This is a genomic window from Streptomyces sp. 2323.1 (genome assembly GCF_900221035.1).
GTDB classification, from domain to species: domain Bacteria; phylum Actinomycetota; class Actinomycetes; order Streptomycetales; family Streptomycetaceae; genus Streptomyces; species Streptomyces sioyaensis.
In genome coordinates, this window is the sequence record NZ_LT907981.1 from 2,699,709 (window position 1) to 2,718,946 (window position 19,238).

The following is a 19,238-nucleotide window of genomic DNA, read 5'->3' on the forward strand; positions in this document are numbered from 1 at the left end:
GCGCCCCCAGGGGAGCCCCCACCAGTGACTCCACCCCAGGGCCGGGGTCTTGGGCCCGGCAGCCGTACCGCCGTCGAGCAGCACCGCCGGACCGGGGGCGGTGCAGGGCGGGTTCACCTCATCGCGCCGGGCGGCCGGGACACCCACTCCCCGTACCCGCCGGCTACGCCGGGTGGCCCACCCGTCTCGCGCGCTCGGCCCGCGTCGCCCAGCCTGGCACGGGAACCCCACGGCGGTCCGCGCCGTTGATCCCTTACGACACGGACCTCACGGAGGTGGCACATGACAGGGTTTCTCGACCGCGCCAAGGAGCAGGCCCGGCAGGGCCTGGAGGCCGGCAAGCAGAAGGTCGACGAGGTACAGCAACAGCGGGCCGGCAACGACCTGCTGAAGAAGCTGGGCGCCGCGTACTTCGCCGAGCGGCGGGGCAGCGGCTCCCCCGAGGCGACCCAGGACGCGCTCAACGCCCTCGAAGCGCACGTCAACGCCCACGGGGACGCCTTCCTGCACGGATAGCGCCGCGCCCGGTCCCGCCGCGCGCGAGGCCGAAATCGCTCGCTCATCCCCCGAACGCCCGGCCCGCTTTTCCCCGTTCCCCTCCCGCGGCCCGGCCCGGTCCCGTACAAGCGAGACATGAGGCGGTGCGCGGTCGGCGGCCGCCGCGTCCGCATCGGAGTGGGCCATGTCCGTACCACTGTCCGCCCGCCGGTTCCGCCACGCGCTCACGGCCGAGGGGCTGCGAATCGCCGAGGTCGCCGGCTGGGAGACGCACAACCGCAACAGCAAGGGGCCCTGGGGCCCGGTGCACGGCGTGATGGTGCACCACACCGGCACCTCCGGTGCTGACAGCACCGTCCAGCTCTGCTACGACGGCCGCCCGGATCTGCCGGGGCCGCTGTGCCATGGCGTGATCACCAAGGACGGCACGGTGCATCTGGTCGGCTGCGGCCGCGCCAATCACGCGGGCCTCGGCGACGGCGACGTCCTGCGCGCGGTGATCGCCGAGAAGCGACTGCCACCGGACAACGAGGCCGACACCGACGGCAATCCCCACTTCTACGGCTTCGAGTGCGAGAACCTCGGCGACGGCAAGGACCCCTGGCCGCCGGCGCAGCTGGCGGCGCTGGAGAAGGCCGCGGCGGCACTGTGCCGGGCGCACGGCTGGACCGAACGCTCGGTGATCGGGCATCTGGAGTGGCAGCCGGGCAAGGTCGATCCGCGCGGCTACACGATGGACTGGCTGCGCGAGCGGATCGGCGACCGGCTGAAATGAGCGCGCGGCGGTACGCGCCGGGCCCGCCGCGGCGCCACCCGGGACAATGGGCCGGGTGACCCGCACCGCCCCCGGCCCGCAGCCGGACCCGCACAGCCTGCGCCCGCGTCTGCCCTCGCCCGTCCTGGAGCTCACGGACGGTCCGTTCGCCCGCCGCGGGGTACGGCTGCTGCTCAAGCGGGACGATCTGATCCACCCGGATCTGCCGGGCAACAAGTGGCGCAAACTGGAGCCGAATCTGCGGGCCGCCGCCGCGGCCGGCGACCGCACGCTGCTGACCTTCGGCGGCGCGTACTCCAACCATCTGCGGGCGACGGCCGCGGCGGGCCGGCTGCTGGGCTTCCGCACCATCGGCGTGGTCCGTGGCGACGAGCTGGCCGGGCGGCCGCTCAATCCGTCGCTGGCCCGCTGCGCCGCCGACGGGATGCGGCTGCACTTCCTCGACCGGGCCCGCTACCGCCGCGCCGCCGACCCGGACGTCCGCGCCGCCCTGCACGACCGCTTCGGCGCCTTCCGCCTCATACCGGAGGGCGGCAGCAACTCCCTTGCCGCCCAAGGCTGTACGGAGCTGGGCCGGGAGCTGCGCGGGGTGGCGGACACGGTCGCGGTGGCCTGCGGTACCGGCGGCACCCTGGCCGGGCTCGCCGCCGGGCTGGGCCCGCGGCAGCGCGCCCTGGGCTTCCCCGTACTCAAGGGCGGCCGCCCGCACTTCCTGGGGCGGGCGGTCGGGGAGCTGCAGACCGCCGCGTTCGGCGGGCCGCGCGGCGACTGGCGGCTGGACGACCGCTTCCACTGCGGTGGCTATGCCCGCCGCACCCCGGAACTGGACGCGTTCGCGGACGCCTTCGAGGACCGGCACGGGCTGCCGCTGGAGCGGAGCTACGTCGCCAAGCTGCTGTACGGGCTGACGACGCTGGCCGGGGAGGGCGCCTTCGCCCCCGGTAGCGCGGTGGCGGCCGTGATCACCGGCAGGCCGTGAGCAGGGAGCCTCTGCGGGACGGCGGGACAGCGAAGCCTCCGGGCCCGGAGCCCCACCCCTCCCCTAAGACGCCACCTCCCGGTAAGCCGTCGCCTCCTCCAGGTCCAGCCTGCGCAGCAGCGTCCGCAGCATCTCGTCGTCGATCCGCCGGGCGTCCCGCAGCCGGACGAACACCTGTCGTTCGGTGTCGATCATCTCCCGGGCCAGCCGCCGGTAGGTCTCGTCGGCGGACTCCCCGGTCACCTCGTTGACCGCGCCGAGCCGCTCCCACACCGAGTTGCGGCGCCGTTCCATGATCGTGCGGAGCCGGTCGGTGAGCGGTCCCGGCAGGGCGTTGCGATCGTCCTGGAGCAGCTCCTGCAGACGTTCCTCGGCGGCCCGCGAGGCCTCGTTCTGCGCCTGTGCCTCGGCCAGCGTCTCGGCCTGGACGTCCCGGCCGGGCAGCTTCAGCGCGCGGATCAGCGGCGGCAGCGTCAGCCCCTGGATGACCAGGGTGGCGATGACGGTGGTGAAGGTCAGGAAGAGCACGAGGTTGCGGGCCGGGAAGGCCCCGGTGCCGTGCCCGGCCGCCGGGATGGAGAACGCGATGGCCAGCGACACCACCCCGCGCATCCCGGCCCAGCCGACGATGACCGGCGCGGTCCAGTTCGTGCCCGGTTCGCGGGCGCGGATCCGGGCCGACAGGGCACGCGGCAGATAGGTGGCCGGAAAGACCCACACGAACCGCGCCAGAACGACGACCAGGAACAGCACCACCGCGTACCCCAGGGCCTGCGGCCCGCTGAACCGTCCCAGGCCGCGCAGCACCACCGGCAGCTGCAGCCCGATCAGCGCGAAGACGGCCGACTCCAGGATGAAGGAGACCATCTTCCACACCGCCTCCTCCTGGAGCCGGGTCTCGAAGTCGACCTGCCAGGAGCGGTGGCCCAGATAGAGGCCGACCACGACGACGGCCAGCACCCCGGAGGCCCCGACCTGCTCGGCCGCCGCGTAGGCGACGAACGGGATGAGCAGCGAGAGGGTGTTCTCCAGCAGCGCCGATTCGCGCAGCCGGACCCGCAGCCAGTGCAGCGGAACCATCAAGACGACGCCGATGCCGATGCCGCCCAGTGACGCGACGGCGAACGCCCGGAGCCCCTCTCCCCAGGTGGCGGCCGCGCCGAGGGCCGCGGCCAGCGCGACCTTGTACGCGGTGATCGCGGTGGCGTCGTTGACCAGGGATTCGCCCTGCAGAATCGTGGTGATCCGGTGCGGCAGCCCGAGCCTGCGGGCGATGGCGGTGGCCGCGACCGCGTCCGGCGGCGCGACCACAGCGCCCAGGACGAGCGCTGCGGTCAGCGGAAGATCCGGGATGACGAGATGGGCCGCACAGCCGACCACGAGCGTGGCGAACAGGACATAGCCGACCGACAGCAGCGCCACCGGCCGCAGATTGGCCCGCAGATCCAGATACGAGCTGTCCAGCGCCGCGGTGTGCAGCAAGGGGGGCAGCACCAGCGGCAGCACGATGTGCGGATCGAGGGTGTAGTCCGGCAGACCCGGGACGGCGGAGGCCGCGAGCCCCGCGGCGACCAGCAGCAGCGGGGCGGGGACCGGCGTACGGCGCGCCAGCCCGGCGACCGCCGCGCTCCCCGCGACCAGCAACAACAGCGGCATGACAGCCATCGGTCCCGTCCCGTCCCGTCCCGGCATCCTCCGCCGGCCGTCCCGGCGATCTAACCTGGCCATCATGAGCGAGTGCCCGCATGTTCCCGGACTGCCGCGCGCCGAACCGGCCCCGCTGAGCGCCACCTGCCTGGAGTGCCTGGCCGTCGGCAGCCACCCCGTACAGCTGCGGCTCTGCCTGGTCTGCGGCCATGTCGGGTGCTGCGATTCCTCGCCGTTCCGGCATGCCTCCGGGCACTTCGAGGAGACCGGCCATCCCGTGATGCGGACCTTCGAACCGGGCGACTCCTGGCGCTGGTGCTTCGTCGATCAGCAGCTGGTGTGAAGAGCCGGACGGCGTCCGTTTAGCCTTCAGAGATGATCCGCGCAGCGAGCCCCGACGACGTCCCCGCCATCCTGGCCATGATCGGCGAGCTGGCCGCGTACGAGCGCGAGCCCGAGGCCGCACAGGCCACCGAGCCGCAGCTGAAGGAGGCCCTCTTCGGCCCGCAGCCGGCCGCCTTCGCGCTGATCGCGGAGGCCGGTGGGACCCCGGTCGGCTTTGCCCTGTGGTTCCGGAACTTCTCGACGTGGACGGGCACGCACGGTGTCTATCTGGAGGACCTGTACGTCCGCCCCGAGGCGCGCGGCGACGGTCATGGCAAGGCGCTGCTCGCGGCCCTCGCGGAGATCTGCGTGGCCCGCGGTTACGCGCGTTTCGAGTGGTCGGTCCTGGATTGGAATGAACCGTCCATCGGTTTTTACCGGTCGATCGGCGCCCGGCCCATGGACGAATGGACGGTCTTCCGGCTCACTGGGGAGGCACTGCACAACCTTGCCGCCACCTCACGTGTCAACGGAGCGTAATCGGCATCGATTTGACGGTGCACACCCCTAGCCACTTTCCGTACCCGTGGATTTACAATCAGTAACAGCGGTGGCGCCGGGTGACCTGGGGCCGGATCGCCCTCCGGACGGCAGTCGTCCTCCTTCCGGGCGACATCGGCCCGCAGATCGCGATAGCGTCACAGCCGAACCATGCATCGCGCCTGATCGTTCTCCTTTCACGAAGGGAGAAAAAGGCCGGCGCATATCCCGAACAACGCGAATATCGCGCATTTCCAGCTCAACCAGCTTGTGCCACCTTGGAGGTGAGGGTGTCCCAGATCGCAGGCGAGCCCGGGACTCAGGACTTCGTGGAAGTCCGTCTGCCCGCTGCGGGTGCCTACCTGTCCGTGCTGCGTACGGCCACGGCCGGGCTCGCAGCCCGCTTGGACTTCACCCTCGACGAGATCGAGGATCTGCGCATCGCGGTCGACGAGGCCTGCGCGATCCTGCTGCAACAGGCCGTCCCCGGCAGCGTGCTGAGCTGCGTCTTCCGCCTGATCGACGACGCACTTCAGGTCACGGTGTCGGCCCCGACGACCGACGGCCGCGCCCCGGAGCGCGACACCTTCGCCTGGACGGTGCTCTCCGCACTGGCCGGCAAGGTCGATTCCACCGTCGCCGAGGACCAGACGGTCACCATCAGTCTGTACAAGGAGCGCGGCGCCGGTCCCGGACCGTCATGACCGAACAGGGGGCCCCGTGAAAGATCTCGAACGCGGCGGGCGGATGGCGGCCGGTACGACCGGTACGACCATCCCCGGGCAGCAGGCCCGGCCGCATCCGGTGGGCGTGTCCCACCACGGCGGCCGGTTGAATGCGGCGGAGCAGGCAGAGCGGGCGGACCACATGGAGCAGAGCGAGCAGCCGGGGCAGCAGGAGCATCAGCACGATGCGCCGGCCCCCGAACACCAGCTGCAGGATCACCAGCATTCCCAGGAGCCGCACGACCGCAGCGGCGCCCGGGCGATGTTCTACGAACTGCGCGGACTGCCGGACGGCTCCCCGGAGCGCGCGGAGCTGCGCAATGCTCTCGTGCGGATGCACCTCCCGCTCGTCGAGCATCTGGCCCGGCGCTTCCGCAACCGCGGTGAGCCGCTGGACGATCTGACCCAGGTCGCCACCATCGGTCTGATCAAGTCCGTGGACCGCTTCGACCCGGACCGCGGCGTGGAGTTCTCCACCTACGCCACCCCCACCGTCGTCGGCGAGATCAAGCGGCACTTCCGCGACAAGGGCTGGGCGGTCCGCGTCCCGCGCCGCCTCCAGGAGCTGCGGCTGTCGCTGACCACCGCGACCGCCGAGCTCTCCCAGCGGCACGGCCGGGCCCCCACCGTCCATGAACTGGCCGAGCATCTGGCGATCTCCGAGGAGGAGGTGCTGGAGGGCCTGGAGTCCGCCAACGCGTACAGCACGCTGTCCCTGGACGTCCCGGACACGGACGACGAGTCCCCCGCGGTCGCCGACACCCTCGGCGCCGAGGACGAGGCGCTGGAGGGCGTGGAGTACCGCGAGTCCCTCAAGCCGCTGCTGGAGGACCTCCCGCCGCGGGAGAAGAAGATCCTGCTGCTGCGGTTCTTCGGCAACATGACCCAGTCGCAGATCGCCCAGGAGGTCGGCATCTCCCAGATGCACGTCTCCCGGCTCCTGGCCCGCACCCTCGCCCAGCTGCGCGACAAGCTGCTCGTCGAGGAGTGACCGGACCGGGCGCGCACGGCACCGGAAGACAAGCGAAAGGGGCGGGATCCACCGGATCCCGCCCCTTCGTCCGTTCCGTTCCCGGCGCCGGTCAGGGAGCCTCCCGCGGCCCGATGCCCAGGGCCTCGGTGGCCGTCGGATTGACCAGCAGGACGAGCACCACCAGCGCGGCCACGGCCAGTCCGGCGCCGGCCGCGATCAGCGCCCCGCCGCCGTTCACCAGCGTCCAGGCCACCGGCAGCGCCACGATCTGGGTGATCAGCGATGGGCCCCGGCTCCAGCGGCGGCGCAGCCACAGCCCCCGCGCGGCCACCAGCGGCAGCACCGCGAGTGCGAGGACGGTCAGCCCGCCCATCTCCGCCTGCTGCGCACTGTCCGGCACACCGGTGAGCCCCATGATCAGCATGTACGCACCGAGCGAGGCCAGCGCGAGCCCTTCGACCGCGGTGAGCGCCGCGGCGGCGCTCAGCCGGGCGGGCCGCGGGCCGGCCGGCTCGTGGACGGCGGGGGCGTCGGCGGCTCGGGACGCGGACTGCTTCTGCTGGCTGCTCACCCCAGCAGGGTAGCGCCGGTGTTGACCGCCGCCGGGGACGCCCCGGGGGCGGACGGGGCGTGAGACCGGTACCAGCAGGTAGGTACGCTGCTCCATATGCGCGCACTCCTCGTGGTCAATCCCGCAGCAACCACCACCAGTGCCCGCACCCGTGACGTCCTCACCCACGCGCTCGCCAGCGACCTCAAGCTGGAGGTCGCCGAAACGCAGTACCGCGGGCATGCGCGTGATCTCGCCCGGCAGGCCACCGAGGGCGGGGAGACCGAACTGGTCGTGGCGCTCGGCGGCGACGGCACGGTCAACGAGGTCGTCAACGGTCTGCTGGCGAACGGCCCCGATCCGGAGTCACATCCGCGGCTGGCCGTCGTCCCCGGCGGCTCCACCAATGTCTTCGCCCGCGCGCTCGGGCTGCCCAATGACGTGGTGGAGGCGACGGGCGCCCTGCTGGACGCGCTGCGCGACGGCAGCGAGCGCACGATCGGCCTGGGCCTCGCCGCGGGCACACCCGGCACCGACGACGAGGGCGTACCGGATCGCTGGTTCACCTTCTGCGCGGGCTTCGGTTTCGACGCCGGTGTCGTCGGCCGGGTCGAGCAGCAGCGCGAACGCGGCAAGCGTTCGACCCACGCCCTGTACGTGCGACAGGTCGTACGGCAGTTCCTGGGCGAGGCGAACCGCCGGCGGGGCGTGATCACCCTCGAACGCCCGGGCGGGACCGAGGGTGCCGCGGAGATCGTCGAGAACCTCGCGCTGGCCATAATCTGCAACACCGCTCCGTGGTCCTACCTGGGCAATCGGCCGATCTACCCGTCCCCGGACGCCTCGTTCGACACGGCCCTGGATGTGTTCGCACTGAGCAAGCTTTCACCGGCCGCGGTGGCCCGGTACGCCACCCAACTACTGACGTCAACACCCGAGCGCGGGCCCCACGGCAAGCACGCACTCTCACATCACGACCTCACGAACTTCACCTTGCATTCGCAGGTTCCGCTGCCCTTTCAGATGGACGGCGACCACCTGGGACTGCGTACGAGTGTGACGTTCACAGGCGTTCGTCGTGCACTGCGTGTGATTGTGTGAGCAGTAGAGCCCAAAGTCCTTTCACTCGAACGTTTAGACTGGTTTCCACCCCCTGGAATGACGGCTGTGAGCTAGGCGACACCAAGGATTCAAAAAAAAGTTTCCGGAAGGGGTTGTATCCGCAGCCGAGGTTTGCGAGTCTCTTCCTGGCGATCGGGACGGCCGCTTCACCGGCCCCCTTGAGAGCCCGAATCCTCCTCCTCATTCCACAGGACCGCACCAGTTCACGACTGGGGTTCGGCCCTTCCCTTGTGGAGGGATTCGTGAAAGCGTTCACATTCACAAGCAACGATCCCGTCACACGAGGAGATGGAGCAGCCATGGACTGGCGTCACCGCGCCGTTTGCCGCGAGGAAGACCCCGAGCTCTTCTTCCCCATCGGCAACACCGGTCCTGCGCTCCTGCAGATCGAGGAAGCCAAGGCCGTCTGCCGCCGCTGCCCCGTCATGGAGCAGTGCCTGCAGTGGGCGCTCGAGTCCGGCCAGGACTCCGGCGTCTGGGGAGGTCTGAGCGAGGACGAGCGCCGCGCGATGAAGCGCCGTGCAGCTCGCAACCGGGCGCGCAACGCCAGCGCCTGAGCCAGCCGCCCCGTGGCCCCCGAGCCGCAGCGCGCAGTACCCCCGATGCACCTCCGGAGCTGATCAGCCCGGTGTAAGCGCATCTGAAGAGCTTTGAGCCCCGGACCAGATGGGTCCGGGGCTTGCTGCTGTCCGGGGGCAGGTGCGGACCGGCGGCGGGGGCGGTGGCCCAGGTCTCAGTGCTGCTTGTCGGCCCGCACGGGGACGTCGAGGAGGACCTGCGTGCCGCGCTCGGGGGCCGGCACCATGTCGAACGTGCCGCCCAACTCCCCCTCCACCAGGGTCCGTACGATCTGCAGCCCCAGGTTTCCGGCGCGCTGCGGATCGAAGTTCTCGGGCAGGCCGCGGCCGTCGTCCTGGACGGTGACCAGCAGCCGCGGTTCTGTACGGCTGCCGCCGCGCACCGCGCTGACCTCGACCGTGCCGTGCTCCGCCGGGCCGAAGGCGTGCTCCAGGGCGTTCTGCAGGACCTCGGTGAGCACCATCGACAGCGGGGTGGCCACCTCGGCGTCCAGGATGCCGAAGCGTCCGGTGCGGCGGGTGGTCACCTTGCCCGGGGAGATCTCCGCCACCATGGCCAGCACCCGGTCGGCGATCTCGTCGAACTCGACCCGCTCATCGAGGGTCTGGGACAGCGTCTCGTGCACGATCGCGATCGAACCGACCCTGCGGACGGCCTCGTTGAGGGCGTCGCGGCCCTGGGCGGAATCCATCCGGCGGGACTGCAGCCGCAGCAGCGCGGCCACCGTCTGCAAATTGTTCTTCACCCGGTGATGGATTTCCCGGATGGTGGCGTCCTTGGTGATCAGCTCCCGCTCGCGGCGTCGCAGTTCGGTCACATCACGCAACAGGACCAGAGAACCGATGTGTGTCCCCTTCGGTTTGAGCGGAATGGCGCGCAATTGAATGACGCCCTCATTTCCCTCGACCTCGAATTCCCTGGGGGCCCAGCCGCTGGCGAGCCGGACCAGTGCCTCGTCCACCGGGCCGCGGGCGGGGGCGAGTTCGGCGGTGGCCCGGCCCAGGTGGTGGCCCACCAGGTCGGCGGCGAGACCGAGCCGGTGGTAGGCGGAGAGGGCGTTGGGGCTGGCGTACTGGACGACACCGTCCGCGTCGAGCCGGATCAGTCCGTCGCCGGCGCGCGGCGAGGCATCCATGTCGACCTGCTGGCCGGGGAAGGGGAAGGTGCCGGCGGCGATCATCTGGGCGAGGTCGGAGGCGCTCTGAAGGTAGGTGAGCTCCAGCCGGCTGGGGGTGCGTACGGTCAGCAGATTGGTGTTGCGGGCGATCACCCCGAGCACCCGGCCCTCACGGCGTACCGGGATGGACTCGACGCGTACCGGCACCTCCTCGCGCCACTCCGGGTCGCCCTCGCGCACGATGCGGCCCTCGTCCAGGGCGGAATCCAGCATCGGGCGCCGGCCGCGGGGAACGAGATGGCCGACCATGTCGTCCTGATAGGAGGTGGGGCCCGTATTGGGCCGCATCTGGGCGACCGAGACGTAGCGGGTGCCGTCGAGGGTGGGCACCCACAGCACCAGATCGGCGAAGGAGAGGTCGGAGAGCAGCTGCCACTCCGAGACCAGCAGATGCAGCCACTCGAGGTCGGTGTCGCTCAGAGCGGTGTGCTGGCGTACGAGATCGTTCATGGAGGGCACGTCTTGGAGCCTACCGGCGTACCCTGTATGCGTTGTGTCTGCATGGGCATGGACAAGCGAGAATGGTCTACTCCAGAATGCGGGCCAAGACCTCCGTTCTCCCCGCACAGGAGAACGGAACGAGGCCGCTGGCGCTCTCTGCCCTGACTGCGCCGAGGCCTCCGATCGACCGGTCCCAGGACGGGACCGTGCCCCCACCGCACACGGGGGCGCCTTCCGCCCGTAGGGCGGGACCGGCCGATGTCAGCTCCGGGCTGCGGTGCCGGACAGGTTGAGGGTCCTGTCCCGGCGCCGCGGCCCGCGGGTGTTTCCGGGGGTATGACGGGCGGGGTGTGCGGCCGCCGGGTATTACGCGGCAGACCGTGCGGCCGTTCCGATCTCCGGCTCGGGCTCAGGCTCCGGCTCAGTCGAATGCTGCGGCCAGGCCTTCATCGCCAGTTCGGCGATCGCCTCCAGGCTCGTCCGCTCCGCGCCGTCCCGCGCCTGCTGGGACATGCCCTGGACGACCGCGCCCACGTAAGCGGCCAGCGCGTCGGCGTCCGTATCGGCGGGCAGTTCGCCGGCGGCGATGTCCGCCCGGATGGCGCTCCCGATCTCCCGGACGTTCGACAACCGCATCTCCCGCAGGGAATCGGCGACTTCGGCGGACGCGGGCGAGATGTTCAGGGCGGCGCTGATGACCAGGCAGCCGCGCGGGCGGCCGGGCAGGGTGTATTCGGCCGCGGCCTCGCGCAGCGCGCGTTCGACACCGCGGCGGGCGGTGGGCTCCTCGGCCACGGCGCGGGAGAGGAAGCCCCCGTAGAGCCGCCCGTACTCGGCCACGACCTCGCCGAACAGTGCCCGCTTGTCGCCGAAGGCGGCGTAGAGGCTGGGGGCGCTGATACCCATGGCGCGGGTGAGGTCGGAGATGGACGTGGCCTCGTAGCCCTGCTCCCAGAAGGACCGGACCGCCTGCTCCAGGGCCGTCTCCCGGTCGAAGGACCGGGGCCGGCCACGCTGCTTCGTCTCCTTGGTCGCCATGGCAAGAATTCTATAGCGGTCGGTACGGAACGCATGCTACGGTTTTTTTGTAGCGAGCGATACAGAAAGCGGCTCGGTGCGGGGACATGCGTACATACAGATCAGGGAGGGGCGCTGCCATGAGCGCACTCAGCGGCAAGACGGCACTGGTGACAGGCGGCGGCAGGGGGATCGGCCGGGCGATCTCGGAGCGACTGGGGAGGGATGGCGCGCGGGTCGGTGTGCATTACGGGCGTGACGAGACCGCGGCCAAGGAGACGGTCTCGACGATCGAGGCCGCGGGCGGTCAGGCCTTCGCGGTCCGGGCCGAGCTGGGGGCGCCGGGAGACGCCGAAGCGCTGTGGGCCGCGTTCGACGAGCAGTCCGAGGGGCTGGACATCCTGGTCAACAACGCCGGTATCAACAAGGCGGTCGACGGGACGCTCAAGTCGATCGGCGAGGTGACGGTGGAGGATTTCGACCGTCTCTTCGCGGTCAACACCAAGGCGCCGTTCTTCATCGTCCAGCAGGGGTTGCCCCGGCTGCGGGACGGCGGGCGGATCATCAACACCTCGACGGGACTGACGCGTGGCGCAGCCAAGCCCGAGTTGATCGCCTACGCCATGACCAAGGGGGCGATCGACGTCTTCACCTCGACTCTCGCCAAGGACCTCGGCCGGCGCGGGATCACGGTCAACGCGGTGGCCCCCGGTGCGGTGGACACGGACATGAACGCCGGGTGGCTGCGGGGCGAGGCCCATTCCGAAGCACAGCAGAGGGTCCGGGAGATATCCCCACTGAGCCGGATCGCGGACTCCACGGACATCGGCGACATCGTGGCCTTCCTGGCCTCGGAGGACAGCCGCTGGGTGACAGGCCAGTGGATCGATGCGACGGGAGGCGCACTGCTCTGACGGCGCGTCGCCCACCCGCCGGGCGTGGTGGCCCCTCAGCCACCGAACCGTCGGCCATGCGCGCCCCGCCGTTCGGGAGCGCCACCGGGCCCGGTGGCCCGCCCTCTGCTAGATTGGTCTATACCACATGACCGCATGAGACCACTCTCCAGAACGGCAGGCCAAGCGTGGAAGTTGTCATCGTTCCGGACGCCATGGCGGGCGGCGAGCTGATCGCGGAGGCCCTCGCGGCCCTGTTGCGCCGTAAGCCCGACGCGCTGCTCGGTGTGGCCACCGGCTCCACCCCGCTGCCCATTTACCAGGCACTGGCGGCACGGGTCCGGGCCGGGTCGGTGGATGCCTCACGGGCGCGCATCTGTCAGCTCGACGAATATGTGGGCCTGCCGGCCGGGCATCCCGAGTCCTACCGTTCGGTGGTCCTGCGTGAGGTGGTCGAGCCGCTCGGCCTCGGCGCGGACTCGTTCATGGGGCCCGATGGCGCAGCCGAGGACGTCCAGGGGGCCTGCGAGGCGTACGACCGTGCGCTGCACGAGGCCGGCGGGGTGGATCTTCAGCTGCTGGGCATCGGCACCGACGGGCACATCGGCTTCAACGAACCCTGCTCGTCGCTCGCTTCGCGTACCCGGATCAAGACGCTGACCCAGCAGACCCGCAAGGACAACGCCCGGTTCTTCGACAGCCTCGACGAGGTGCCGCACCACGTCATCACCCAGGGCATCGGCACCATCCTGGAGGCCCGCCATCTGGTGCTGCTCGCCACCGGTGAGGGCAAGGCCGACGCCGTGGCCCGGGCCGTCGAGGGGCCGGTCGCCGCGCTGGTCCCGGCCTCGGCGCTGCAGCTCCACCCGCATGCGACGGTCGTCGTGGACGAGGCCGCCGCCGCGCGGCTGAAGCTCGCCGACTATTTCCGCGCCACCTACGCCGCGAAGCCGCACTGGCAGGGCATCTGACGGTCCCGGAGTTCCCGGGCGGGGTGCTCAGTCCCCGTCCTCCGGGCCGCGCCGCCCGGTGAGGACCTCGGCGGCGGCCCGGCCGCAGACCCGGGCGGCGCCGTGGGTGGCGATATGCAGCGCGCCCCGTGGCGGGGACTGCGGGACGCCCATGTCGACGACCGCGGTGTCGGGGCGGGCGGCGAGGAGGGCGTCGAGTGCCTCGGCCATCCAGGGGTGGCGGTGGACGTCGCGGACCACGGCGACCAGACGGCGCCCGGCGGCCGCCTTCAGCAGGCCGTCGACCAGCGCGGGGGTGCCGGCCGTGGCCGCGGACTCCGCAGTGCAGGTGAGCGTTCCGGTGCCGGGGAGCAGCCGGGTCAGTTCGGCGGCTACGCCCCAGGGGGTCTCGTCCCCGACGGCGATGTTGGCCAGCGGGGTGAAGGCCGCGACACAGGCGGGCGCGGTCAGGGGGGTGAACGGGCCGTCGGCGGTGCGGCGCAGGGCGCGCCGGGCCGCGGTGAGGCCGATCCCGGGGGCGGGCGCGATCTCCTCCCCGGCACCCGTGCGCCGGGTCCAGCGCGCCAGGGCACGTACCCGTGCCGCGGCGTCCGCGAGCCGCGCTTCGGGCAGTTCGCCCGCGCGCACCGCCCGCACCAGGGCATCACGCAGCCGCAGCACGATGTCCTCGTCCGCCAGTCCGCCGCCCACACACAGGGCGTCCGCACCGGCCGCGACGGCCAGCACGCTGCCCCGTTCGAGGCCGTACGCGGCGGAGATGGCCCGCATCTCCATCCCGTCGGTGATGATCAGCCCGTCGAAGCCGAGACCGCCGCGGTCGACGGGGGCGCGCAGCAGACCGCCCAGCGCGGCCGGGCTGAGCGTGGCGGGACGGTCCGCGTCCAGGGCGGGCAGCAGGATGTGTGCGCTCATCACGGCGCGGGTGCCGGCGGCGACGGCGGCGCGGAACGGCACCAGTTCGCGTTCCTGGAGGGTGGTCAGGTCGGCGGTGATCCGCGGCAGGTCGTGGTGGGAGTCGACGGCGGTGTCCCCGTGGCCGGGGAAGTGCTTGGTGCAGGCGGCGACGCCGGCGGACTGCAGCCCCTCGACATAGGCGGCGGTGTGCCGGGCGACCAGCTGCGGATCGTCGCCGAAGGAGCGGACGCCGATGACCGGGTTGTCGGGGTCGGAGTTGACGTCGGCGCAGGGCGCCCAGTTGAGGGTGATGCCGCACTCGGCCAGCCGCCGGCCGAGTTCCCGGGCGACGTCGCGGGTCAGGGCGGTGTCGTCGACGGCGCCGAGCGCATGGTTGCCGGGGAAGGAGGAACCGCCGCGCACTTCGAGACGGGTGACGTCGCCGCCCTCCTCGTCGACGGCGATGAGGAGGTCCTCGCGGGCGGCGCGCAACCGGGCGGTGAGCTCGGCGAGTTGCGCGGGGCTCTCGACATTGCGGCCGAAGAGGCCGACCGAGGTCAGGCCCTCGCCGATCCGGCGCAGCAGCCAGTCGGGGGCGGTGGTGCCGGTGAAGCCCGGCTGGAGGACGGTGAGTGCGTCGCGGGTGAGGGTGTCGGTGGAGGGTTCCGACCGTACGAGCGGGGTCATGGGCTGCGTCATCCCTTCACTGCGCCGGAGGTGAGACCGCCGACCGCCGTGCGTTGCAGGAACAGGAGGAGGGCCAGGAGGGGAAGGGCGAAGAGCGACGTGGCGGCCATCGTGGCGCCCCGTTCCCGGGGCACCGCGGCGGTACGGCCGCGGAGGGTCGGCAGGGCGAAGGGCGGCACCATCAGCATGGAGAAGAGGGTGAGTGTCCGCAGGCCGTCGAGCAAGCAGGCGTCGCCGCTATGAGCCCACGCGTCATTGCGCTCTCCCCCCAAGGCCGGGTGTGGTCTTTAATGGTTTAGACCAGCGCCCGCAGCTTGGCCTAGACCTTTTGGGGTGTCAAGGGGTGTATAAGAGTCGCTGCCAGGTCCGTTACCTGACCGACATCCGGCGGGCCGGGACCTGCAACAGCGCACGGGGAAGGCTCCCGTGCCACGATGTGAGCCGCTACGTACGGAGGAGCCGGTGACGGCAGCACGACAGGAGTCGGAGAGGCGGGTCATGGAGACGGACGGGGGCAGCACTGCCGAGAGCGGCGCACGGACCGCGCGGGTGCCCAAGTACTACCGGCTCAAGCGGCACTTGCTGGAGATCACCGAGACCCTGCCGCCCGGCACCCCGGTCCCGCCCGAGCGCACCCTCGCCGCGGAGTTCGACACCTCGCGCACCACGGTGCGTCAGGCCCTGCAAGAACTGGTCGTCGAGGGCCGGCTGGAGCGCATCCAGGGCAAGGGCACCTTCGTCGCCAAGCCCAAGGTCTCCCAGGCGCTGCAACTGACCTCCTATACGGAGGACATGCGGGCCCAGGGCCTGGAGCCGACCTCCCAGCTGCTGGACATCGGCTATGTCACCGCCGACGACCGGCTCGCCGGGCTGCTGGACATCGCCACCGGCGGCCGGGTGCTGCGCATCGAACGGCTGCGGCTGGCCAGCGGTGAGCCGATGGCCATCGAGATCACCCATCTGTCGGCGAAACGCTTCCCCGCACTGCGCCGCAACCTCGTCAAGTACACCTCCCTCTACACCGCGCTGGCCGAGGTCTACGACGTCCGGCTGGCCGAGGCCGAGGAGACCATCGAGACCTCCCTGGCCACCCCGCGCGAGGCCGGGCTACTGGGCACGGACGTCGGGCTGCCGATGCTGATGCTCTCCCGCCACTCCCTCGACGCGCAGGGGCAGCCGGTGGAGTGGGTGCGTTCGGTCTACCGCGGCGACCGCTACAAGTTCGTCGCCAGGCTGCGCCGCCCCGCGGACTGATCCGCCGGCCCGGGCCGGGCTTCTTCCGCCCGGCCCCCCGGGCCGCGGCCACGGCTGTCCGGATCCGGCCCCGCCCTGCCACCGCCACCCCTGCGGACCTGCCGCAAGGTGGAGTCTTGATACCGATATGCGGACGGGTAGTGACGCGCGCCACGCCCCTGCCATAGATTTCCAGCCGATTACGCAGGAGCCCCAGGGGACGGAGCAACGGTCATGACACAGCCAGCTGTATCGCCGGATCGCAGACAGGTGGTCACGCCCACGCGGGTGATCGCCGGGATCTGCCTGATCGCTCCGTTCGTCGCCATGCTCTGGGTGAGCTCGTACGCCAGGATCGAGCCGACGCTCATCGGGATCCCGTTCTTCTACTGGTACCAGATGGCATGGGTGCTGATCTCGACCGTGCTCACCATGATCGCGTACAAGCTCGTGCAGCGTGAGCAGCGGGCGCGCAAGGGCGGTGGGTCGGAATGAGCCTGACCACGACCGCACCGGAGACCTCCGCCGTGCTGGCCGCCTCCGCGACCAAGGGCGTCAACGGCGTGGCGCTCGCCGTCTTCATCTTCTTCTTCCTCGCCGTGACGGTCATGGGATTCCTGGCCGCCCGCTGGCGCAAGGCCGAGGAGTCCGCCAACCTCGACGAATGGGGCCTGGGCGGCCGCAGCTTCGGCACCTGGGTGACGTGGTTCCTGCTCGGCGGCGACCTCTACACCGCGTACACCTTCGTGGCCGTTCCGGCGGCGATCTACGCGGCGGGGGCGGCCGGCTTCTTCGCCGTGCCGTACACGATCCTGGTCTACCCGCTCATCTTCACCTTCCTCCCGCGCCTGTGGTCGGTCTCGCACAAGCACGGCTACGTCACCACCTCCGACTTCGTGCGCGGCCGCTTCGGCTCCAAGGGCCTGTCGCTGGCCGTGGCGCTCACCGGCATCCTCGCCACGATGCCGTACATCGCGCTGCAACTGGTCGGTATCCAGGCCGTCCTGGACGTGCTGGGCATCGGCGGCGGCGAACACACCAACTGGTTCGTCAAGGACCTGCCGCTGCTGATCGCGTTCGCCGTGCTGGCCGCGTACACCTACTCCTCGGGGCTGCGGGCGCCCGCGCTGATCGCGTTCGTCAAGGACGGGCTGATCTATCTCGTCATCGCCGTGGCGATCATCTACATCCCGATCAAGCTGGGCGGCTTCGACGCGATCTTCCACTCGGCCGGCAAGGCGCTGTCCCAGCCCGGACCCGTCCCCGGCAAGCCACGCGGCGAGCTGACCAGCGGGCCCAACGCCCAATGGGCGTATGCCACCTTGGCGCTCGGCTCGGCCCTGGCGCTCTTCATGTACCCGCACTCGATCACCGCGACGCTGTCCTCGCGCAGCCGCAATGTGATCCGCCGCAACACCACCATCCTGCCGCTCTACTCCCTGATGCTGGGGCTGCTGGCGCTGCTGGGCTTCATGGCGATCAAGGCCGGCACGGACATCCAGGGCAACCCCCAGCTGGCCATCCCGCAGCTCTTCGAGGACATGTTCCCGAGCTGGTTCACCGGCGTCGCGTTCGCCGCGATCGGCATCGGCGCGCTGGTGCCCGCGGCCATCATGTCGATCGCCGCGGCCAACCTCTTCACCCGCAACGTCTACAAGGACTTCCTCAAGCCGGACGCCACGCCCGCGCAGGAGCACAAGGTCGCCAAGCTCGTCTCGCTGCTGGTGAAGGTCGGCGCGCTGGTCTTCGTGCTCACCATGGACAAGACCGTCGCCATCAACTTCCAGCTGCTGGGCGGGATCTGGATCCTGCAGACCATGCCGTCGCTGGTCGGCGGCCTGTTCACCCGCTGGTTCCACCGCTGGGCGCTGCTGGCCGGCTGGGCGGTCGGCATGCTCTACGGCACGCTCGCGGCGTACGGCGTGGCCAGCCCGACCCAGGCGCACTTCGGCGGCTCCAGCAAGGAGATCCCCGGCATCGGTGAGATCGGCTACATCGGTCTGACCGCCTTCGTCCTGAACGTCGTGGTGTCGGTCGTGCTGACCGTCGTCCTGAAGGCCGTCAACGCACCCGAGGGCACCGACGAGACCAGCCCCGCGGACTACACGGCGGACGCGGGCGACAAGGGCGTCGTCGTCGAGCTGCCGCCGGCGACGGCGGGGGCGCCGGCGGGGCACTGAGCCACCGGCCGACCGGCTTCCGACATCGGGCCGTCGCGTTCCCTTCGGGGGGCGCGGCGGCCCGTTGCCGTGTGCGGGGTCAGTTCACCCAGTCCTTCAGCTGCTCGGTTTCCAGGGTGATGCCGACGGGGGCGGGGAGGTGGAGCGACTTGCCGTACGAGACGGTGTGCATGACCTCGTAGCGCCCGCCATCGGGCTCGCTGTGGACCGAAACCTGACAGGCTTCCCGGTCGACCAACAGATAGAGCGGGATGCCGGTCTCCGCGTACACACGAGGTTTCTCCACCCGATCACGCTGATCGGTGTCCGAGTCATGGGAGGTCACCTCGACGACCATGAGCACCGGGTCAGGAGCGGCCCATGCCCCCTGGCCCGCGAAGGCGCCACTGGGGACGAGTTCGGCATCAGGACGGGCGCGGCCGCCACGGTGTGCCTGCACCTTGAGTCCCTGGTCCGGATGGAGCCGCAGCTCGGGGCGCGCCTGAACACAGATACGCGTCAGCCACTCCATGATGCGACCGTGGTCCCGGTCCGGTACGGCCTTGCTCCTGATCTTCCCGTCGATGAACTCCAGCCGCGCGCCCCGCTCCAGGCGGGCGAATATCCGGGCCGCCTCTTCGAAATGCTCGGTCTCCATGATGTGCGGCTGGTCGGCGAGCGCGGTCAAGGAGCCCCCTCCTTCTTGCCCCAGCAGCGCCGAGAACGTGGAACCGACGATAGCCGAGGCCACTGACAGACACTGTGTGATCACTCACGACACACTAGATGTGGGGGTGCACTTGAGGGGCCACCACCACATGTATGCTCGTCCTCGCTGTCGCCGCAGGGGAATCCGGTGCGAATCCGGAACTGTCCCGCAACGGTGTCAAGGCGCGCTTCCCCGGCCGAACATCGGCCCCGACGCACGCCCGGAGTCCGAAGACCTGCCGACGGTACGACCGCACCGCCATGGGTGTGGACGTCGATACGTCCGGGCCCCGAGGGCTGGGCCGGTGGACGCCGCGTGGTGAGCCCGCGCACTCCTGACCGTGTC

At 70.9% G+C, this 19,238-nt stretch carries 20 protein-coding genes, 1 pseudogene and 1 riboswitch; of the genes and pseudogenes, 14 read left to right on the top strand and 7 right to left on the bottom strand.

What is annotated here, in order from left to right; all coding sequences use genetic code 11:
* Window positions 1–282: 282 nt before the first annotated feature.
* The 3 genes from CPH93_RS10955 (at window position 283) to CPH93_RS10965 (ending at window position 2,252) form a co-directional block, all read left to right on the top strand.
* The gene (locus CPH93_RS10955) at window positions 283–516 is read left to right on the top strand and encodes a hypothetical protein (RefSeq protein WP_006603185.1); all 234 of its coding nucleotides are present in this window, start codon (window positions 283–285) and stop codon (window positions 514–516) included.
* A gap of 166 nt (window positions 517–682) precedes the next feature.
* Window positions 683–1,273, top strand: coding sequence for an N-acetylmuramoyl-L-alanine amidase (locus CPH93_RS10960; protein WP_096212659.1), 591 nt, complete (start codon window positions 683–685; stop codon window positions 1,271–1,273).
* A 46-nt stretch (window positions 1,274–1,319) separates the two neighbouring features.
* A complete protein-coding gene (locus tag CPH93_RS10965; RefSeq protein WP_093485114.1) occupies window positions 1,320–2,252 on the top strand; it encodes a 1-aminocyclopropane-1-carboxylate deaminase/D-cysteine desulfhydrase in 933 nt (310 codons plus the stop codon).
* 63 nt (window positions 2,253–2,315) lie between these two features.
* On the opposite strand, the gene CPH93_RS10970 is transcribed toward CPH93_RS10965, so the two are convergent.
* On the bottom strand, window positions 2,316–3,917 hold the full coding sequence (locus CPH93_RS10970) for a Na+/H+ antiporter (protein ID WP_096212661.1): 1,602 nt from the start codon (window positions 3,915–3,917) through the stop codon (window positions 2,316–2,318).
* Between the two features lie 64 nt (window positions 3,918–3,981).
* Between CPH93_RS10970 and CPH93_RS10975 the strand changes: the two genes are divergently transcribed.
* The 4 genes from CPH93_RS10975 (at window position 3,982) to CPH93_RS10990 (ending at window position 6,479) form a co-directional block, all read left to right on the top strand.
* Window positions 3,982–4,242: a UBP-type zinc finger domain-containing protein gene (locus tag CPH93_RS10975; RefSeq protein ID WP_093485112.1), complete on the top strand. Its 261-nt coding sequence runs from the start codon at window positions 3,982–3,984 to the stop codon at window positions 4,240–4,242.
* Between the two features lie 32 nt (window positions 4,243–4,274).
* Window positions 4,275–4,763 (top strand): GNAT family N-acetyltransferase, encoded by a 489-nt coding sequence (locus CPH93_RS10980; RefSeq protein ID WP_096212663.1) that lies wholly within the window; start codon window positions 4,275–4,277, stop codon window positions 4,761–4,763.
* A 290-nt stretch (window positions 4,764–5,053) separates the two neighbouring features.
* Window positions 5,054–5,467 (top strand): anti-sigma regulatory factor, encoded by a 414-nt coding sequence (locus CPH93_RS10985; protein WP_006603191.1) that lies wholly within the window; start codon window positions 5,054–5,056, stop codon window positions 5,465–5,467.
* A gap of 43 nt (window positions 5,468–5,510) precedes the next feature.
* A complete protein-coding gene (locus tag CPH93_RS10990) occupies window positions 5,511–6,479 on the top strand; it encodes an RNA polymerase sigma factor SigF (protein WP_006603192.1) in 969 nt (322 codons plus the stop codon).
* Window positions 6,480–6,570: 91 nt separating this feature from the next.
* Here CPH93_RS10990 and CPH93_RS10995 read toward each other — a convergent pair whose 3' ends face one another.
* A complete protein-coding gene (locus CPH93_RS10995; protein WP_096215389.1) occupies window positions 6,571–7,032 on the bottom strand; it encodes a hypothetical protein in 462 nt (153 codons plus the stop codon).
* A 96-nt stretch (window positions 7,033–7,128) separates the two neighbouring features.
* On the opposite strand from CPH93_RS10995, the gene CPH93_RS11000 reads away from it, so the two are divergent.
* Complete coding sequence (locus CPH93_RS11000) at window positions 7,129–8,112, top strand: diacylglycerol/lipid kinase family protein (RefSeq protein WP_093485110.1); 984 nt, start codon at window positions 7,129–7,131, stop codon at window positions 8,110–8,112.
* A 320-nt stretch (window positions 8,113–8,432) separates the two neighbouring features.
* Window positions 8,433–8,690 carry a WhiB family transcriptional regulator gene (locus CPH93_RS11005; RefSeq protein WP_003983230.1) on the top strand — a complete coding sequence of 86 codons (258 nt, stop codon included), beginning with the start codon at window positions 8,433–8,435 and terminating at the stop codon, window positions 8,688–8,690.
* Window positions 8,691–8,866: 176 nt separating this feature from the next.
* On the opposite strand, the gene CPH93_RS11010 is transcribed toward CPH93_RS11005, so the two are convergent.
* Window positions 8,867–10,339, bottom strand: a complete 1,473-nt coding sequence (locus CPH93_RS11010) for a sensor histidine kinase (protein ID WP_093485109.1) — start codon at window positions 10,337–10,339, stop codon at window positions 8,867–8,869.
* A gap of 357 nt (window positions 10,340–10,696) precedes the next feature.
* Window positions 10,697–11,368, bottom strand: coding sequence for a TetR/AcrR family transcriptional regulator (locus CPH93_RS11015; RefSeq protein WP_096212664.1), 672 nt, complete (start codon window positions 11,366–11,368; stop codon window positions 10,697–10,699).
* Window positions 11,369–11,487: 119 nt separating this feature from the next.
* Between CPH93_RS11015 and CPH93_RS11020 the strand changes: the two genes are divergently transcribed.
* Together CPH93_RS11020 and nagB are read left to right on the top strand one after the other, a co-directional pair.
* Window positions 11,488–12,261 carry an SDR family oxidoreductase gene (locus CPH93_RS11020; protein WP_096212665.1) on the top strand — a complete coding sequence of 258 codons (774 nt, stop codon included), beginning with the start codon at window positions 11,488–11,490 and terminating at the stop codon, window positions 12,259–12,261.
* A 167-nt stretch (window positions 12,262–12,428) separates the two neighbouring features.
* Entirely contained in the window at window positions 12,429–13,211 is a 783-nt protein-coding gene (nagB, locus tag CPH93_RS11025; protein WP_093485106.1) for a glucosamine-6-phosphate deaminase, read from the top strand.
* A gap of 27 nt (window positions 13,212–13,238) precedes the next feature.
* Here the strand turns inward: nagB and CPH93_RS11030 are convergent, their stop codons facing one another.
* A complete protein-coding gene (locus CPH93_RS11030; RefSeq protein ID WP_096212667.1) occupies window positions 13,239–14,792 on the bottom strand; it encodes a glycoside hydrolase family 3 protein in 1,554 nt (517 codons plus the stop codon).
* A gap of 8 nt (window positions 14,793–14,800) precedes the next feature.
* Window positions 14,801–15,025: pseudogene (locus CPH93_RS37585) on the bottom strand (hypothetical protein); the annotation flags it as partial.
* A 265-nt stretch (window positions 15,026–15,290) separates the two neighbouring features.
* Between CPH93_RS37585 and CPH93_RS11040 the strand changes: the two are divergent.
* From CPH93_RS11040 to mctP, 3 genes are all read left to right on the top strand, one after another.
* A complete protein-coding gene (locus CPH93_RS11040; protein WP_006603199.1) occupies window positions 15,291–16,046 on the top strand; it encodes a GntR family transcriptional regulator in 756 nt (251 codons plus the stop codon).
* Between the two features lie 213 nt (window positions 16,047–16,259).
* Window positions 16,260–16,520: a DUF3311 domain-containing protein gene (locus CPH93_RS11045; protein ID WP_040898368.1), complete on the top strand. Its 261-nt coding sequence runs from the start codon at window positions 16,260–16,262 to the stop codon at window positions 16,518–16,520.
* A complete protein-coding gene (mctP, locus tag CPH93_RS11050; protein WP_096212669.1) occupies window positions 16,517–18,205 on the top strand; it encodes a monocarboxylate uptake permease MctP in 1,689 nt (562 codons plus the stop codon). The genes CPH93_RS11045 and mctP overlap by 4 nt, the downstream gene beginning before the upstream one ends.
* A gap of 79 nt (window positions 18,206–18,284) precedes the next feature.
* Here the strand turns inward: mctP and CPH93_RS11055 are convergent, their stop codons facing one another.
* Window positions 18,285–18,872, bottom strand: a complete 588-nt coding sequence (locus CPH93_RS11055; RefSeq protein ID WP_093485102.1) for a Uma2 family endonuclease — start codon at window positions 18,870–18,872, stop codon at window positions 18,285–18,287.
* 130 nt (window positions 18,873–19,002) lie between these two features.
* Window positions 19,003–19,150, top strand: a riboswitch (cobalamin riboswitch).
* The last annotated feature ends 88 nt before the right edge of the window (window positions 19,151–19,238 follow it).

What these genes read in the sequence shown, in the direction of transcription:
- CPH93_RS10955 (WP_006603185.1), top strand. Translation starts at nt 283, where the DNA reads ATGACAGGGTTTCTCGACCGCGCCAAGGAGCAGGCCCGGCAGGGCCTG.
- CPH93_RS10960 (WP_096212659.1), top strand. Translation starts at nt 683, where the DNA reads ATGTCCGTACCACTGTCCGCCCGCCGGTTCCGCCACGCGCTCACGGCC.
- CPH93_RS10965 (WP_093485114.1), top strand. Translation starts at nt 1,320, where the DNA reads ATGGGCCGGGTGACCCGCACCGCCCCCGGCCCGCAGCCGGACCCGCAC.
- CPH93_RS10970 (WP_096212661.1), bottom strand. Translation starts at nt 3,917, where the DNA reads ATGGCTGTCATGCCGCTGTTGTTGCTGGTCGCGGGGAGCGCGGCGGTC.
- CPH93_RS10975 (WP_093485112.1), top strand. Translation starts at nt 3,982, where the DNA reads ATGAGCGAGTGCCCGCATGTTCCCGGACTGCCGCGCGCCGAACCGGCC.
- CPH93_RS10980 (WP_096212663.1), top strand. Translation starts at nt 4,275, where the DNA reads ATGATCCGCGCAGCGAGCCCCGACGACGTCCCCGCCATCCTGGCCATG.
- CPH93_RS10990 (WP_006603192.1), top strand. Translation starts at nt 5,511, where the DNA reads ATGGCGGCCGGTACGACCGGTACGACCATCCCCGGGCAGCAGGCCCGG.
- CPH93_RS11000 (WP_093485110.1), top strand. Translation starts at nt 7,129, where the DNA reads ATGCGCGCACTCCTCGTGGTCAATCCCGCAGCAACCACCACCAGTGCC.
- CPH93_RS11005 (WP_003983230.1), top strand. Translation starts at nt 8,433, where the DNA reads ATGGACTGGCGTCACCGCGCCGTTTGCCGCGAGGAAGACCCCGAGCTC.
- CPH93_RS11010 (WP_093485109.1), bottom strand. Translation starts at nt 10,339, where the DNA reads ATGAACGATCTCGTACGCCAGCACACCGCTCTGAGCGACACCGACCTC.
- CPH93_RS11015 (WP_096212664.1), bottom strand. Translation starts at nt 11,368, where the DNA reads ATGGCGACCAAGGAGACGAAGCAGCGTGGCCGGCCCCGGTCCTTCGAC.
- CPH93_RS11020 (WP_096212665.1), top strand. Translation starts at nt 11,488, where the DNA reads ATGAGCGCACTCAGCGGCAAGACGGCACTGGTGACAGGCGGCGGCAGG.
- CPH93_RS11030 (WP_096212667.1), bottom strand. Translation starts at nt 14,792, where the DNA reads ATGACCCCGCTCGTACGGTCGGAACCCTCCACCGACACCCTCACCCGC.
- CPH93_RS11040 (WP_006603199.1), top strand. Translation starts at nt 15,291, where the DNA reads ATGGAGACGGACGGGGGCAGCACTGCCGAGAGCGGCGCACGGACCGCG.
- CPH93_RS11045 (WP_040898368.1), top strand. Translation starts at nt 16,260, where the DNA reads ATGACACAGCCAGCTGTATCGCCGGATCGCAGACAGGTGGTCACGCCC.
- mctP (WP_096212669.1), top strand. Translation starts at nt 16,517, where the DNA reads ATGAGCCTGACCACGACCGCACCGGAGACCTCCGCCGTGCTGGCCGCC.